Source organism: Bacillus nitroreducens (assembly GCF_964021195.1).
Genome location: NZ_CAXHYI020000003.1, coordinates 2,850,169 through 2,864,514 on the forward strand (window position 1 = coordinate 2,850,169; position 14,346 = coordinate 2,864,514).

Below are 14,346 nucleotides of genomic sequence, written 5' to 3' on the forward strand. Positions count from 1 at the left end.
TTCATTCAATCCTTAATTTCTTTAAAGAGCTCATACGCTTTATTTCTAGCTTCAATCAGGACGATATTACCTTTTTCTGTTGTTGTATAATATTTTCTAATTTTTCCATCCACATTTTTTTCTTCTTTTTTTAAAAGTCCGTCTGATTCCATGTTGTGCAGGATAGGGTAAAGAGTTCCTGAACTTATCGTATATCCATGCTCTCTCAGTTCTTCAAGCATCCATGAGCCATATATCGGATCTTCTTTTGCATGGTGTAGAATGTGAATCTGGATGAATCCGAGAAAAAGTTTCCGTAGTATTTTTTCTTCCAAAATATTTACCGCCCTTCTATGTTAATGTTGGAAACCAATATCGGAAATCGATATCGAAATTATAGCATGTGAAAATTCTTTTAGAAAGGCATAGATAAAAAGTTTACAAACTCTTTACAAAATGAAAATGAAACTTTTCTATTAGCTCTAACGTAAACCTAAGTAAAGGAAGGGTGTGGATGAAATGAGTAAGTATTCAATCTCAGAGTTTATTAAAAATACAGAGCAAGTGGACAAAGGAGAAGGTCTGTTTGAATTAGAGACTCCAAGAATGCTGGAAGTTAATCTGAATGGGATGATTTGGGCCAAAGCAGGTTCGATGGTGGCATATAATGGAACAATTAAGTATGAACGAGAAGGAATCCTCGAGCACGGGCTAAGTAGTATGTTTAAGAAGGCATTTACTGGAGAAGGGGCTTCATTGATGAAAGCAAATGGGCATGGGAAATTATACTTGGCCGATAGCGGGAAAAAAATTATCATCCTTGAGCTACAAAATGATTCGATTTATGTGAATGGAAATGATCTTCTTGCTTTTGAACCTTCTTTGAAACATGAAATTAAGCTTATGAGACGTGTAGCAGGGATGATGGCGGGTGGATTGTTTAATGTACGTTGTCAAGGGACTGGAATGCTAGCGATTACGACTCATTACGAACCACTTACATTACGGGTTACACCTGGAAAACCAGTTATTACGGATCCAAATGCAACAGTTGCGTGGTCTGGTAATCTAACACCTGAATTTCAGACGGATATTTCATTTAAAACCTTCGTTGGACGCGGAAGTGGCGAGTCTATTCAAATGAGGTTTGAAGGCGATGGATTTGTTATCGTTCAACCGTACGAAGAAGTTTATATGCAGCAATCAAATAGCTGATGAAAAAAGGCGGTTTTCTAAAACATTGTTGTTCTTAGTATTTTTGATTTCAGCTTTAGGTGGACGTTTTACTGCAATTAATAGGTTTAGTTTTAGCCAATAGAAACTGTCATTTAGTTGAGAATAGTAAAAAGAAACATGGCTAATCGAGCCCATGTTTCTTTCTTTTACTATGTGCCCCACAGTACATCGATGAGTTCACGTTTGAAAAGGTTTGTATCGATGTTGCAGGTTTCTGCGTCTAAACCATACTGCCAGCCCCATGCAAGTGAACCTTCTGGGGCAGAAGGGTTAAACTTAGGTGCTTTTGATTCGGCAGTGATGCCCTCATTTGGTGCAGCTGTCCAAATATAGTTCTGTTCGAGGATGGCACTGTTATTTTGTCCAGCTTCTTGAAAGGCAGCAAATAAAGCTTGTTCAGGGTCAAAAACACCATAAATTCCAGATTGATAAGGCGAGTCTACTATCGTTCCAAACCATCCACTAATAAACTTCGCATCTACTGGATAATTTGGTTCAATATCTGCAAAGATAGCAACATCCTCTGGAATACCTAAATCACTCGCCATTTTAATGGCTTCCGTCGCATGTTTGACCCCATTGTCATACCCTGTTGCATCATTAAAATGATTATAGATAGGTAGAATATAATCACCTTCAGCATGAATGATTTCTACCTGTTCAGCGGAAAGGCCAACTGAAATTCCTTCACGCTCTCCAAGATATCGGCCAAAGACTACAGGATCACCAAAGTTTTCTTTCACACACGCATAAAAGTCCGTTGTTGTTTCACTAGCTGAATCAATCCCCCATACGATTTCAGGGAGGTTATCACTTGGTTTAGCAGTTTCATCGTTCTGTTGATCTTTTTCATTGTTTTGTTCTTTTTCTTGATTTTCATCTTGTTTATCATTTTCTTGTTCTTTATCTTGTGGCGGTTGATGATCGGTGTTCGTAGGAGGGGGTGTGGTTGACTCACTTGTGGATGGGGCAGATGTTGCTGGCTTTGTTTTGTCCTCTGTAAAAAAGAAATAAACCGCGCAACATGCTAGGAATCCAATTACTACTGTTAGAATTGTATTAAATATTTTTTCTGTCATATCTTCACCTCACAATTTTCCATTTATCTTATGTGAGATGGGAGTGTGCTGTGTCTCTCCTCGTATAAGTGAGTAATAGAAAAATAGGACCGCGGTTAATAATTTCGAGGACCCTTCATTCGTTATCTTTCTTTTTGATGGCGTTGTTGACCCCCTGGATGGTATTTTTGATAAGGTCTTCAGAAATCATCGTGGCACCTGTGACAAGGATGGCTTGCGCGACGGATTGAATCATAAAACCATAATATAGGAGACATGCTATCGTAGCGAAGCCTAATTGAATCCATCTATGCGTCCACTGTGCAATGTACGGTGTATCTTTTAAGATAAGTCCAATGAAATAAAGAACTGGAATTAAGATAAACGCATCTTGACGAATATAAAATTCTAAGTTGAGACCCATATTTTCACCTTCAAGATTTCAAATTCTTTAGATAAGATATTCGAAATCGAATGAATTGGTCATTGTGAAAATACGTTTCAAGCGTAAAAATACATAAAAATATAAATAAAATCGCTAGGTTGGTAGCCTAGCGATTGTGAATAAGCTATTTATTTTTAGCAAGGACTCCTTGATGCAACGCTCGTTTTCGTTGGGAACTATTTAAATATGCTGTTGCCATTGCTACTAAGAGCATGACTCCAGTAACAGTGAAGAGAATTTGGGTTGAAAATAGACCACCGAGTATCCCTCCAATAAGCGGTCCTAGCATTCCACCGATTTGATTGGCTGTTTGGTTTAAACTGAAGGCTCTTCCGCGGAAATCCTCTGGCGTAGTTTTAACAATGAGCCCGTTTAATGCAGGGAATACCGCACAAAAGAAAATCCCATATATAAAACGAATGATTGAAAATCCCCAGAATTGGGTAAAAATAATTTGAGCTAATGTTCCTATTCCCGCTCCAAGTAGTCCGATAAATAAGATACGATGGAATCCAACCTTATCTGCCCACTTACCCCAAACAGGTGCGAAAAGTGCACTTGCAAGACCTGGTAAGGAGATGACAAAACCAGTCATTAATGTCGTATAGCTTGTGTGGCTTGCAATGTCAGCAATGTACAGTGGAAGGATGGGATCAATTATCATGATGGAGCAGCTGACCATTAAAGTTAGGATTAAAACAAGTAAGAACGGGCGGTTGCTGATGGCAATACCAAAATCCTTGATCACTGATCCTTTTTCCTTGTTCGGTTTGAAGTTTTCTTCTTTTACGAAAAAGATAATTAAGAGAGTCGCAATAAAAACAATGATTCCCGCACTTGCAAAGGCCCAGCGATTTCCCCAAAGTTCAGCTAATCCTCCGCCTAAAAGAGGTCCTATAATCATCCCAGTTGCTGCCGCTGATGAAACCATTGAAAGAGCATAACCAACTTTTTTTGTTGGAGTATTCGTACCAACGAGGGCAATGGAGCCAGGAATAAATCCACTTAGTAGTCCTTGCATGATACGTAGACCTAAAATTTGATAAGGGTTTGTAACGAAGGCCATTAAGGTATAAACGAGAACGAGGGCTAAACCAGCTCGTACGATCATTGGTTTCCGCCCATATTTGTCGGCGATTCTACCCCAAAATGGAGTCGCAAATGCACCAGCAAAGAAGGCAGCACCGTAGATTAGTCCAGACCACAACTCGGTGTGATCGTGCACCCCAATTTCTAATAGAAAGATAGGTAAGAAGGGGATAACCATTGAAAAACCTGAAGCCGTAAAAAAGACGCCAATCCAAAGAACCCATAAATTTCGTTGCCAAGTTGGCATATTTATATCCATCTCCTAAAAAAATACTGATATGTTTATAGATTCATATTACCACAATTGACAATTATTTTCACGGACGAAACTTTCGGGACCGGAAATAATTAGCGTTGAAATAATTGTAAAGTATTCAATTTTTTACAGGAATATCACATATATGTTTTTGTTGCAGTTTGATTAAGATTTTTCAATATAGTTACAAACGAGCTCTGATTATTAAAAAGGTATTTACAAATCAAAGACATCTGCAAAAACAACCTCCTACCAGTGCTATAATACGATAACAATAGTTTGGAGGTTTTATGATGGCTACGAAGCGAGAGTATTATTTTGATAACGCAAAGTTCATCTTAATTTTCCTAGTTGTCTTTGGTCACTTTATCCAGCCTTTTATAAATGACCATCAAATCATTAACACCATTTACCACTTCGTGTATTCCTTTCATATGCCAGCATTTATTTTAGTTTCGGGATATTTTGCGAAGAACTTTAAGAAGGAAGGTTACATTCGGAAAAACGCGAAAAAGCTGTTAATCCCATATTTAATTTTTCAATTACTTTACACGATTTATTACTATTTTCTTTATAACGGGCAGTCCCTATTCTTTGAGCCATTTAATCCACAGTGGTCACTTTGGTTTTTAATTAGTCTGTTTTGTTGGAATGTGATGCTATATGCCTATACGAAGCTTCCGATGCAGTGGGCATTGGCACTTGCCGTACTAATTGGGGTAGGGGTAGGTTATATCCCATTTGTAGAAAACTTTTTAAGTTTATCGCGTACGTTTGTGTTTTTTCCATTGTTTTTATTAGGTTTCTATTGTAAAAAAGAACATTTTATTGCATTGAAGCGACCTGCGGTGCAAGTAGGATCAGGGCTTGTTCTGGCAGCGATTTTTATCACCTACTGGATTATTCCAGATTTCAATACAGGTTGGCTTCTTGGGTCAAAATCGTATGAAACCCTGTCTCATGAGAATCTTGGTGGGCTTATACGATTAACCGTTTATTTTATTTCGATTGTGATGACGATTGCATTTTTCTCTCTTTTACCGAAAAGACAATACTTCTTCACAAGTTGGGGTACCCATACATTATATGTCTATTTATTGCACGGTTTTGTCATTAAGTATTTCAGAAACAGCGAATGGCTCGACGTGTTTAACAGTACTTGGAATATTACGCTATTGGTTGTAGCGTCATTAATGTTGACCTTGCTATTATCGACTAAAACCATTCGAGCCATCACTCAGCCGCTTATTGAACTACGAATTTCGATTTTAAAAAGGTATATTAGAGTATAAAAACAACTGGACGGTTCTCTTGATCCATAGCAGATGCTAGTGATTCGAGAATCGTCCCTTTGTTTTTTATAGTTGAAATAATATCGGCACATTATCCTTTGTAGTTTTGTGCTCTTTTAATAAAGGATTGTTCCTCCTCAATAAGACCACAAACACCACATTGAACCTTGATATCTGGTCCTTTGTATGGGACATGAAATGGGTCAAGGTTATCTGTGTATTCTTCCATCACTTCACCACTTTGAGGATCGATTTTAACTGATCTTGGTACCTGTTCAATAATATTAAATCTGGATCGATTCGTTTTACAATTTGGACATAAATAAGGGCTACTCATTGTTACACCTCCTACTTTTTACTTTTTCCCGTATTGGAAATCTTATGAGCGTATTTTTTTGAACGAGAGTGAGACATGATATAATGAAAGTATGAAACAGGAGAAAGGAAGAGGGCCAATGGAAAATTCACATGAAAAAGTTGAAAAGGCAACCTTCGCGGGTGGATGCTTCTGGTGTATGGTAAAGCCGTTTGACACACAGCCAGGAATTATAGAGGTGGTTAGTGGCTATACGGGTGGAACGACAAAGAATCCAACCTATGAAGAGGTTTGTTCAGAAACCACAGGCCATTACGAAGCCGTACAAATTACCTTTAACCCAGACATTTTTCCTTATGAAAAGTTAGTTGAACTATTTTGGCAGCAAATTGATCCAACAGACGAAGGTGGACAATTCTTTGACCGTGGCGAATCCTATCGAACTGCCATTTTTTATCATACCGAAGAACAGAAAAAGATTGCCGAAGAATCTAAGCAAAAACTTGCAGAAAGTGGGATTTTCTCAAAGCCGATTGTAACATCAATTCTTCCTGCTAAGGAATTTTATCGTGCAGAAGAATATCATCAAGATTATTATAAAAAGAAACCAGAACATTATAACCGTTATCGCAAAGGATCTGGAAGGGACAAATTTATAAGAAAGCATTGGGCTGCAAAAGAATTTGAAGAAGTGAAAAAAAAGCTAACAGATATGCAATATTATGTGACACAGGAACAAGGAACAGAGCCACCATTTCAAAATGAATACTGGAACAATTTCAGAGACGGTATTTATGTTGATATTGTTTCGGGTAAACCGTTATTTAGTTCACGTGATCAATATGATGCAGGCTGTGGCTGGCCAAGCTTTACAAAGGCGATTGATGCAGATGAAATCGTGGAAGAACTTGATACATCACATGGAATGATTCGTACAGAAGTGAGAAGCAATACAGCTGATTCACATCTTGGACATTTATTTTACGATGGACCAGGTCCAACCCGTATGCGTTATTGTATAAACTCTGCAGCACTTCGATTTATTCCGAAAGAGGAGCTTGAACAAGAAGGGTACGGAGAATACGTAAAACTTTTTGACTAATGACTATTACGGGATGTCTATTAAAAAATGGGAGAAAAAGACTATTTTAAAATTTGTTGGTTGACTCTGGTAATCTGCGATGATATGATTAAATAGACCATTTTGTTACGATATATAAGTTTAAAGTAAGAAAGAACGTTAATTTCGGCTATTCTTCTGAAGTTATATGTGAATTTGTTTTAGATTTATGTAAGTGTACAATGGTTAAATTTTTTAAGGCACAAAAGGCTTTTGTGTTCATTTTAGGAGGCATATTTCATGCAAAATGGTAAAGTAAAATGGTTTAACAGCGAAAAAGGATTCGGATTCATCGAAGTACAAGGTGGAGACGATGTTTTCGTACACTTCTCAGCAATCCAAGGCGAAGGTTTCAAAACTTTAGAAGAAGGTCAAGAAGTTTCTTTCGAAATCGTTGAAGGTAACCGTGGACCTCAAGCATCTAACGTAGTTAAATTATAATTTAACCCATAAATGAAATCGCAAATAGCCCTACATCTGTAGGGCTATTTTTATTGTCTTTTTGTGGAATTAGTGAGGATAGTTTTAAGATAACCTCTCTTTCACCAACTTTATAAAGTTTTTAGCGGGAGTTGAGACATAATGATGATCTAGCCAGATGACTCCTAAAGAAGAAAATAGGTTTGACCCTTCAATAGGTACAGAATAAAGACTCCCATCACCATATACATCTAAGACAGATCTCGGGACAATGGTAGTACCCATACCACTTTTAACCATCTCCATCAATACATGCATATCTGAGCATTCCGCTATACTTGTAAAATGAAGTTTTTCTCTAGAAAATGCTTCATGAATGATATTGTAGCTACCTAATCCCTCTGTACTCGGAATAATGAGGGGAAGTTGTGAGATTTCTTTTAATGTTACCTTGTTTTTTCTTTCATTACATACAAATACAAAAGGCTCGTTTACCAGATGTTCAAAGATAAATCCTCGATGTTCAAGGGGGAGACGTACGAACGCCATTTCAATAGCCCTCGACTTCACCATTTCTGCTAAATAATAGGAGTCATTTTGAACGATCTTTAATGTTACGAGTGGATAGGTTTCATGAAATGCTTTTAACATATCTGAAAATCCCGAAACAGACAAAGTGTTTAAACCAACAGCCAGAGTACCTTTCGTACCTTCCTCAACTTCTTGTATTTCATTTTTAATTTCCTCAACCGTGTTGACCAGTTGTAAGGCTCTTTTATAGAAAATTTGCCCTTTATCAGTTAGGTCCATCGTCTTGCCATTGCGCTCAAATAATTTAACATTGAGTTCTTCTTCTAGCTGTTTTAGTTGCATACTGAGTGGTGGTTGAGACATATGAAGTCGAGTGGCTGCAGCTGTTATATTCTTTTCTTCTGCAATCGCAATAAAATAGCGCATTTGTTTGATATCCATCATTTTCACCTGCTATATAAAAAAAGTATAGTTTCTATACGAATTATATATTTTTCATATAGCGAAGTCCATGTTATGATAAAAATCGTGTTTATACGGACGTGAGAAAGGTGATAAAAGATGGAACGATTTTTTAAGTTACAACAATACGGAACAACGATCGGAAAAGAATTTACGGCTGGATTCATCTCTTATATTACAGTTGTCTACATTATTATTGTGAATGCCACGATATTAGCTGTAGCGGGTATTCCGATGGAAGCAGGGATTATAGCAACGATTTTAACGAGTTTTCTCGGATGTGTACTGATCGGATTTTGGAGTAACACACCAATACTACTCATACCTGGAATGGGTCTAAATGCAATGTTTACCTACACGATCGTTCAATCTGGAGGCTTTACATGGCAGGAAGCACTAACGATGGTTTTTGTTTCGGGACTTATTTTTGTAGTGATTGCTTTTACACCATTAGCAAAAGTGATTACTTCCTCCATTCCAAATTCATTAAAAGAAGCCATTACAATTGGAATTGGAATCCTGTTAATCTTAATTGGTTTTGATAATGCAGGGATTATAAGAAGCTCTGAACATACATTGCTTGCGATTGGGGATCTAAGTAGTCCAACCGTAATCGTTACATTTATTGGACTAGTCATCACGGTACTCTTATTTATTAAAAATGTACCTGGTAATCTATTAATCAGTATTCTAATTACATCAGTATTAGCGATCATGTTCGGCGGAGCTTCATTTGAGGGTATCTCCTTTTCAGCGCCAGACTTTCAAGAATACTTTGGAGTATTTGGTCAACTATCGTGGGCGCAAGCTGGAAATATCGTATTCTGGTTAACTTCCATTTCGTTAGCAATGGTACTCGTATTTGAAAATATTGGTCTTATTCATGGACATACCAATATGCTGAAGCGTCCAGAGAGTAGTAAAAAGTCACTACAGGCTACTTCAGTATCTGTTTTATCTTCTGGTATTATTGGAACAAGCCCAACTGTTGCTTCAGTGGAAACAGCAGCAGGAATTACTGCTGGGGGAAGAACAGGGCTAACCAGTATCTTTACGGGGGTTCTGTTTTTAGTATCAATCCTATTTATCCCAGTAATAAAAATGGTCCCAGCAAGTGCAGTTTCACCGATCCTTATATTAATTGGTGTGTTGATGCTGCAAAACATTGTCAATATCTCAATGGATGATTTTACTGAGAGTTTTCCAGCCCTTTTAATCATTGTGTTGATTCCATTAACATATAGTATCGCAGACGGCATGGCGATTGGTTTTATCATGTACCCATTGATGAAACTATTAATGGGTAAAGGAAAAGAAATTCATCCAGCCCTATATTTGATTGCGATTTTATTTATTAGTAACTTCGTGATTCAGTATGTGTACTAATAGTAGCATTCCTAAAGGGGTGCTCAGAGTGTAGACAAAGTCAAACTTGACTTTGTCTACACTCATTTTTATGGGAAACACTAGTAAGGTTCAATTTTCCAGACTGACTTGAAAACTCTTGTCAGACAAGGCGCGTAGCCGAACGAAGACGCAAATAGAAGTTGCCTTCATGAGCGGACGAGTGAGGCTAGCAACGAAGTATGCGAGCGTTTGTCAACAGTCTGAGTAGTCATAAAGGACTGCTATTTTTTATATCTAATCTTAATCAAAACATTCCATTCTCATTTGGGGAATCCTCTGGGATCGGTTGTCCAATGTCCCATAATTCCACAATTTTTCCATTATCAAAACGAAACATATGGACAACAGCTGCTCCGAGGTCTTTTGTATTCTGCTTGATATGGGAGTAGACTGATACTTTATCTTCTTCTTGAATAACTAGTTTAACTTCAAATATCTTGTGTGGATTTTTGGATGCATTCTCTTCCATCGCATACATGAGGCTATTGGCATCTCCTTGAAAGTAGGGATTGTGGTGACGGAAGTTAGGTGCGATGTATCTCTCATATGCTTCACGAATATTCCCTGATACAATCAGCTGTAAAAATGACAATGCTTTCTCTTTGTTGGAGGAAGTTGCTGTGAAAGGCTGTTCTTTACTCAAGTTTATCATCCCTTATCTAAATTGATTTCATTAAAATGTATGATATATACACGACTGTGTCAAATATAGAAACGACGATTCATACAGTTCAGGGAGGAAAATGAATAAGTTCCTACCTATTTTCCTATAATGGAGAAGGTGAAACGAACCCTTTCGTAGAAATGATAGATGGGTGAAAATATAAATGAAAATGTAGGTGGAAATGATGGGAAGAGTAGTGCATTTTGAAATCCATGTTGATGACATGGAGCGAGCAAAGAAATTTTATGGAGAAGTGTTTGGGTGGAAATTTGAAGATTGGACTGAATATGCAGGAATGCCTTATTTTGGCGCTGTTACAGGCGATGAAAAATATCCAGGTATTAACGGAGCGTTGATGCAAAGGCAAAGTCCACCTCCAGGAGAGACCCAACCATTGAATGGATATGCATGTACGATGGGTGTAGGAGATTATGATTTGACCGAAAAGAAAATTCTTGAGAATGGGGGGAAAGTTGCGTTGCCTAAATACGCACTTCCTGGAATGGCATGGCAGGGATACTATAAGGATCCAGAAGGAAATATATTTGGAATCCATCAACCTGACGAGAATGCGAAATAGATCCTGTGAGAGCCTTTTGCCCTATAGTGGCAGAAGGCTCCTTGTTATGATATGTAAAAGTTTATCGATGCTGATCGAATAGGATTTGATTTCCGTCTGGATCTTCGATGACAAAATGTGCAGGTCCTTCACCTGTTTCATCTGTTTCTGTCAGCATGGTAATGCCTTGTTCTTTTAAATGTTTTTGGATCTCACGAACATCTGTAAACGAATCGAGATTCTTTGCATTCGCATCCCAACCTGGGTTGAAAGTGAGAATGTTTTTCTCAAACATTCCTTGAAATAACCCTATTACAGTGGTTTCATTTTTCATAATGAGCCAATTTTGAGTGATATCTCCACCCAAAGTCTGAAAACCAAGTTTTTCGTAAAATTCCTTTGATTTATGAATATCTTTTACATGTAAACTTACAGAAAAAGCACCAAGTTTCATATCTTCTCCTCCCTCTATAAATGTTGATTTACCAACGGTTTGATCCGTTAGTGGGTTGTCAAAAAAATATTTTTCGACACAATTCCTAACAGTATTTTTAAAATATGTGAAACTATTCCAATACATGGGTACGCTACGCGGTCACTACTGGATAATGCTGGTAAGTAGTGCTAGGGAATTATACGATGCACAATGGATCTCTGCGTAGCTTATGATGACGTACCCTCCCATGTCTCTTGGCATCTAAGTGCCTACATTCCTTCGTTCGGTCTAGTCATAAGGCAGAGGCTAGCGAAGCTCCTTTAGGGACTCTAGGTCGAATGGAAAAAAAAGTGCCAGCTTCTCCGTGTCATCCTGATGTCTAAGTCTAATTTAGGGGTGTAAGGACTTATACAGCCTCTTCGAGACCAGGAATATCCCTCATCATTCGCTGTGCGTCAAACGCTTTGTGCTTCGTGCAAATCCCGTGTAATACTTTTAATAGTTTTCCGCATAGAACCACGATGGATTGCTTCTTACGTAAAGGATTAACCTGACGGTTTGTGTAATACTCGTGTAGCTTTTTGAAAGCTTCATTGTGACGAATCATGGGCATCATTACTCGGAACAGGAGGGCACGTAGTTTCCTTCTGCCTCGTTTAGAGATGCGTTTTTGTCCTTTATGCAGTCCAGAGGAATTTTCGCGTAACGTTAATCCCGCAAGTTTGATTAATTGGCGTGGATTCTCGTAGTCTGAAAAGCTTCCTATTTCGGCTAATAGATCGACAATAGTGTTATCTCCAATTCCTTCAACCGTTGATAGCCATTCGTATTCTACTGATGTTTTTACAAGTTCAACTAAGCGTTGAGTAATGCTTTCAATATCTTTTTCTAGTTGATAGTAACGGCGGACAAGTGTGGTGATTTCAATTCGAGCCATCTCATGTCCTTCTGTTACTCCGATAGAATTAGCAGCGACTTCAATAAGGCGCACTGCTTTAGGCCTTTGGGGAGATTTAAGCCCCTCAACCTTTCGATAAAGGGATAAAACTTCATCGGGTTGTTTCTGTTGAAGATCACTTGGAAATGGAGTACATTCAAGTGCAGCCAAAGCCATTTTTCCGAATGACGGAAACACCTGAGTGAATTCAGGGAAATAGCGATCTAACCAGCGAATCATCATGTTTTTGACAGCGCCTAATTCCTCAGTCAGCTTACTTTTGAAAGTTGATCCAACGCGAAGTTCAGCTTCCATACCTTTTAAGATACGGGGATAGCTGAAGCGACCATCTTTTACGAGACGAGCAATCACTAATGCATCCTTACGATCATGTTTAGTCGGAAGATTATCATCCAACTCTTTTGACCGTCTGACATGCATTGGATTAACCATTACCAAAGGTATGCCTCGTTCCTCAAGGAAGTAAGCTAAATTCAGCCAATAGTGGCCAGTTGGTTCAATCCCAATGATAACCTCTGTTTTTTCGTTTTCTTCCATTGCATCCAGAACGCGTTTATAGAAATAATCGAAACCATTTCCAGCCTGGGATACGGAAAACGATTTTTGGAGCACACGGCCGCGATCATCAACAAAGCAAGCAAAATGTGTTCGCTTAGCAATATCGATTCCGACCACTAGTGTTTTTTCAGTGACTTGATTAATTTTTTGATTTTGTTTAAAATCCATTATGGAGTCCTCCTTGGTTAACAAATTAGGGGTCAATTTCTGCAGATCTTGACACCCCGTATCATACCAAGAGGGCTCTTTTTTGTTCAAGTCCCCGAAAATCCTTCTAACAGGAATGCTCCTTTTGGTCTAATTTTACTATAATGGAGTACATAAAAAATCACAATACAACAGGATAGGAAGTTGTAGCTAGTAGAAATAACCGTTTCATTTTTGAGATAATAAGTGTAAATACGAATACATGTTAATTGAAAAGGTGATGAAAATGACATTTGAGGAAATCATGCAAAGGCTGGAAGAACTGGGTTCTGAGCAGACGAAGAAAATATATCAAAATCACGGGGTAAGAGAACCTTATTTTGGGGTAAAAATAGGGGATTTAAAGAAACTCGTTAAGTTTGTAAAAAAGGATCAAGAATTAGCCCAGAAATTATACAATTCTGGTAATCATGATGCTATGTATTTAGCGGGACTTTCAATTAATCCAAAGCTCATTTCTAAAGACACGTTACAAGATTGGGCGAAAAAAGCATACTGGTATATGGCAGCAGAATATACAGTTGCGCAAGTTGCAGCCGAGAGCAATTATGCACTAGTGTTGGCGAGAGAGTGGATGAAATCAGAGGAAGAAATGATTGCGGTATGTGGATGGAGTACTTATTCAAACTATCTATCCATTACCCCTGATGAAAAATTGGACTTAGTAGAAATAAGAGAGCTTTTGAATCAGGTGAAACATACAATCCATGATGAGAGAAATCGGGTTCGCTATGTCATGAATAGCTTTGTATTGTCGGTAGGGACTTATGTGACAGAACTAAATGACGAAGCAAAGCAAGTCGCAGAACATATTGGAAAGGTGCATGTTGATGTAGGAAATACAGCATGTAAGGTTCCTCTTGCGTCTGACTATATTAAGAAAGTTGAAGCGAAAAATAGAGTAGGGATGAAGCGGAAAACGTGTATTTGTTAATTAGTCTAGTCCAAACAAGTTGAAAGGTGAAATGATTGGAAAAATCAAGAACGATAGAATCAGTTAATCAATATATTGAAAATTTACCTAGGATATTCAAGCCATTACAGTTGATTTAAGAAAAAACATTCTAGAGACGTCTTTCGAACTTAGTTGAGGAATATAAATGGTCCATGCCAAATTATTCATTTAATGGATTAGTATGCTATTTACAGGCTTCAAAAAAACATGTAAATCTTGGCTTCCATAAAGGTGTTGAACTCCAAGAGAAGGACACAGATCAACTACTACAAGGTTCTGGTAAAGGTATGAGACATATTCGAATCAAGAAAATGGAGGAAATAAATCCAGATGTTTTCTCATCAATGATTAAGGAAGCAATGGCATTAAACGAGCTATAAGTGTATAAAAAGTTGAGT

16 protein-coding genes and 2 pseudogenes are annotated in these 14,346 nt (G+C 37.9%); 9 read left to right on the top strand and 9 right to left on the bottom strand.

The genetic code is table 11. The features are described from left to right. Window positions 1-5: 5 nt before the first annotated feature. Window positions 6-314: a PadR family transcriptional regulator gene (locus tag ACWPVE_RS17785; protein ID WP_453995683.1), complete on the bottom strand. Its 309-nt coding sequence runs from the start codon at window positions 312-314 to the stop codon at window positions 6-8. Window positions 315-498: 184 nt separating this feature from the next. On the opposite strand from ACWPVE_RS17785, the gene ACWPVE_RS17790 reads away from it, so the two are divergent. Continuing rightward, on the top strand, window positions 499-1,194 hold the full coding sequence (locus ACWPVE_RS17790; protein WP_453995685.1) for an AIM24 family protein: 696 nt from the start codon (window positions 499-501) through the stop codon (window positions 1,192-1,194). A 170-nt stretch (window positions 1,195-1,364) separates the two neighbouring features. On the opposite strand, the gene ACWPVE_RS17795 is transcribed toward ACWPVE_RS17790, so the two are convergent. The 3 genes from ACWPVE_RS17795 to ACWPVE_RS17805 all read right to left on the bottom strand — a co-directional run bounded on the left by ACWPVE_RS17795 (window position 1,365) and on the right by ACWPVE_RS17805 (window position 4,054). Further along, entirely contained in the window at window positions 1,365-2,294 is a 930-nt protein-coding gene (locus ACWPVE_RS17795) for a glycoside hydrolase domain-containing protein (protein WP_453995687.1), read from the bottom strand. A 115-nt stretch (window positions 2,295-2,409) separates the two neighbouring features. Beyond that, window positions 2,410-2,697, bottom strand: coding sequence for a phage holin family protein (locus ACWPVE_RS17800; protein ID WP_453995689.1), 288 nt, complete (start codon window positions 2,695-2,697; stop codon window positions 2,410-2,412). A 145-nt stretch (window positions 2,698-2,842) separates the two neighbouring features. Further along, the gene (locus tag ACWPVE_RS17805) at window positions 2,843-4,054 is read right to left on the bottom strand and encodes an MFS transporter (RefSeq protein WP_453995691.1); all 1,212 of its coding nucleotides are present in this window, start codon (window positions 4,052-4,054) and stop codon (window positions 2,843-2,845) included. A gap of 302 nt (window positions 4,055-4,356) precedes the next feature. Here ACWPVE_RS17805 and ACWPVE_RS17810 point away from each other — a divergent pair, with 302 nt between their 5' ends. Then, window positions 4,357-5,355 (top strand): acyltransferase family protein, encoded by a 999-nt coding sequence (locus ACWPVE_RS17810; RefSeq protein ID WP_453995693.1) that lies wholly within the window; start codon window positions 4,357-4,359, stop codon window positions 5,353-5,355. A gap of 91 nt (window positions 5,356-5,446) precedes the next feature. Here ACWPVE_RS17810 and ACWPVE_RS17815 read toward each other — a convergent pair whose 3' ends face one another. Continuing rightward, window positions 5,447-5,692 carry a DNA alkylation repair protein gene (locus ACWPVE_RS17815; protein WP_453995695.1) on the bottom strand — a complete coding sequence of 82 codons (246 nt, stop codon included), beginning with the start codon at window positions 5,690-5,692 and terminating at the stop codon, window positions 5,447-5,449. A 118-nt stretch (window positions 5,693-5,810) separates the two neighbouring features. On the opposite strand from ACWPVE_RS17815, the pseudogene msrA reads away from it, so the two are divergent. The 3 genes and pseudogenes from msrA to cspD form a co-directional block, all read left to right on the top strand. Then, a pseudogene (gene msrA / locus ACWPVE_RS17820) lies at window positions 5,811-6,350 on the top strand (peptide-methionine (S)-S-oxide reductase MsrA); the annotation flags it as partial. A 12-nt stretch (window positions 6,351-6,362) separates the two neighbouring features. Further along, window positions 6,363-6,773, top strand: coding sequence for a peptide-methionine (R)-S-oxide reductase MsrB (gene msrB, locus ACWPVE_RS17825; protein ID WP_453997617.1), 411 nt, complete (start codon window positions 6,363-6,365; stop codon window positions 6,771-6,773). Between the two features lie 258 nt (window positions 6,774-7,031). Then, window positions 7,032-7,232, top strand: coding sequence for a cold-shock protein CspD (gene cspD, locus ACWPVE_RS17830; protein WP_010283803.1), 201 nt, complete (start codon window positions 7,032-7,034; stop codon window positions 7,230-7,232). An 84-nt stretch (window positions 7,233-7,316) separates the two neighbouring features. Here the strand turns inward: cspD and ACWPVE_RS17835 are convergent, their stop codons facing one another. Next, a complete protein-coding gene (locus tag ACWPVE_RS17835; RefSeq protein ID WP_453995698.1) occupies window positions 7,317-8,183 on the bottom strand; it encodes a LysR family transcriptional regulator in 867 nt (288 codons plus the stop codon). Window positions 8,184-8,303: 120 nt separating this feature from the next. Between ACWPVE_RS17835 and ACWPVE_RS17840 the strand changes: the two genes are divergently transcribed. Further along, window positions 8,304-9,590, top strand: a complete 1,287-nt coding sequence (locus ACWPVE_RS17840; protein ID WP_453995700.1) for an NCS2 family permease — start codon at window positions 8,304-8,306, stop codon at window positions 9,588-9,590. Window positions 9,591-9,855: 265 nt separating this feature from the next. Here the strand turns inward: ACWPVE_RS17840 and ACWPVE_RS17845 are convergent, their stop codons facing one another. Beyond that, window positions 9,856-10,263 (bottom strand): nuclear transport factor 2 family protein, encoded by a 408-nt coding sequence (locus tag ACWPVE_RS17845; protein ID WP_453995702.1) that lies wholly within the window; start codon window positions 10,261-10,263, stop codon window positions 9,856-9,858. A gap of 196 nt (window positions 10,264-10,459) precedes the next feature. Between ACWPVE_RS17845 and ACWPVE_RS17850 the strand changes: the two genes are divergently transcribed. Then, window positions 10,460-10,855 (top strand): VOC family protein, encoded by a 396-nt coding sequence (locus ACWPVE_RS17850; protein WP_453995704.1) that lies wholly within the window; start codon window positions 10,460-10,462, stop codon window positions 10,853-10,855. Between the two features lie 61 nt (window positions 10,856-10,916). On the opposite strand, the gene ACWPVE_RS17855 is transcribed toward ACWPVE_RS17850, so the two are convergent. Next, on the bottom strand, window positions 10,917-11,288 hold the full coding sequence (locus ACWPVE_RS17855) for a VOC family protein (RefSeq protein ID WP_453995706.1): 372 nt from the start codon (window positions 11,286-11,288) through the stop codon (window positions 10,917-10,919). 388 nt (window positions 11,289-11,676) lie between these two features. Next, window positions 11,677-12,954 carry an IS110 family transposase gene (locus tag ACWPVE_RS17860; RefSeq protein WP_453989956.1) on the bottom strand — a complete coding sequence of 426 codons (1,278 nt, stop codon included), beginning with the start codon at window positions 12,952-12,954 and terminating at the stop codon, window positions 11,677-11,679. Window positions 12,955-13,219: 265 nt separating this feature from the next. Here ACWPVE_RS17860 and ACWPVE_RS17865 point away from each other — a divergent pair, with 265 nt between their 5' ends. Next, complete coding sequence (locus ACWPVE_RS17865; protein ID WP_453995708.1) at window positions 13,220-13,927, top strand: DNA alkylation repair protein; 708 nt, start codon at window positions 13,220-13,222, stop codon at window positions 13,925-13,927. Window positions 13,928-14,085: 158 nt separating this feature from the next. Then, a pseudogene (locus ACWPVE_RS17870) lies at window positions 14,086-14,328 on the top strand (DUF1801 domain-containing protein); the annotation flags it as partial. Window positions 14,329-14,346: the final 18 nt, after the last annotated feature.

What these genes read in the sequence shown, in the direction of transcription:
- ACWPVE_RS17805 (WP_453995691.1), bottom strand. Translation starts at nt 4,054, where the DNA reads ATGCCAACTTGGCAACGAAATTTATGGGTTCTTTGGATTGGCGTCTTT.
- ACWPVE_RS17860 (WP_453989956.1), bottom strand. Translation starts at nt 12,954, where the DNA reads ATGGATTTTAAACAAAATCAAAAAATTAATCAAGTCACTGAAAAAACA.
- ACWPVE_RS17795 (WP_453995687.1), bottom strand. Translation starts at nt 2,294, where the DNA reads ATGACAGAAAAAATATTTAATACAATTCTAACAGTAGTAATTGGATTC.
- ACWPVE_RS17810 (WP_453995693.1), top strand. Translation starts at nt 4,357, where the DNA reads ATGGCTACGAAGCGAGAGTATTATTTTGATAACGCAAAGTTCATCTTA.
- ACWPVE_RS17800 (WP_453995689.1), bottom strand. Translation starts at nt 2,697, where the DNA reads ATGGGTCTCAACTTAGAATTTTATATTCGTCAAGATGCGTTTATCTTA.
- ACWPVE_RS17865 (WP_453995708.1), top strand. Translation starts at nt 13,220, where the DNA reads ATGACATTTGAGGAAATCATGCAAAGGCTGGAAGAACTGGGTTCTGAG.
- ACWPVE_RS17845 (WP_453995702.1), bottom strand. Translation starts at nt 10,263, where the DNA reads ATGATAAACTTGAGTAAAGAACAGCCTTTCACAGCAACTTCCTCCAAC.
- ACWPVE_RS17815 (WP_453995695.1), bottom strand. Translation starts at nt 5,692, where the DNA reads ATGAGTAGCCCTTATTTATGTCCAAATTGTAAAACGAATCGATCCAGA.
- ACWPVE_RS17840 (WP_453995700.1), top strand. Translation starts at nt 8,304, where the DNA reads ATGGAACGATTTTTTAAGTTACAACAATACGGAACAACGATCGGAAAA.
- ACWPVE_RS17855 (WP_453995706.1), bottom strand. Translation starts at nt 11,288, where the DNA reads ATGAAACTTGGTGCTTTTTCTGTAAGTTTACATGTAAAAGATATTCAT.
- ACWPVE_RS17850 (WP_453995704.1), top strand. Translation starts at nt 10,460, where the DNA reads ATGGGAAGAGTAGTGCATTTTGAAATCCATGTTGATGACATGGAGCGA.
- ACWPVE_RS17835 (WP_453995698.1), bottom strand. Translation starts at nt 8,183, where the DNA reads ATGGATATCAAACAAATGCGCTATTTTATTGCGATTGCAGAAGAAAAG.
- cspD (WP_010283803.1), top strand. Translation starts at nt 7,032, where the DNA reads ATGCAAAATGGTAAAGTAAAATGGTTTAACAGCGAAAAAGGATTCGGA.
- ACWPVE_RS17790 (WP_453995685.1), top strand. Translation starts at nt 499, where the DNA reads ATGAGTAAGTATTCAATCTCAGAGTTTATTAAAAATACAGAGCAAGTG.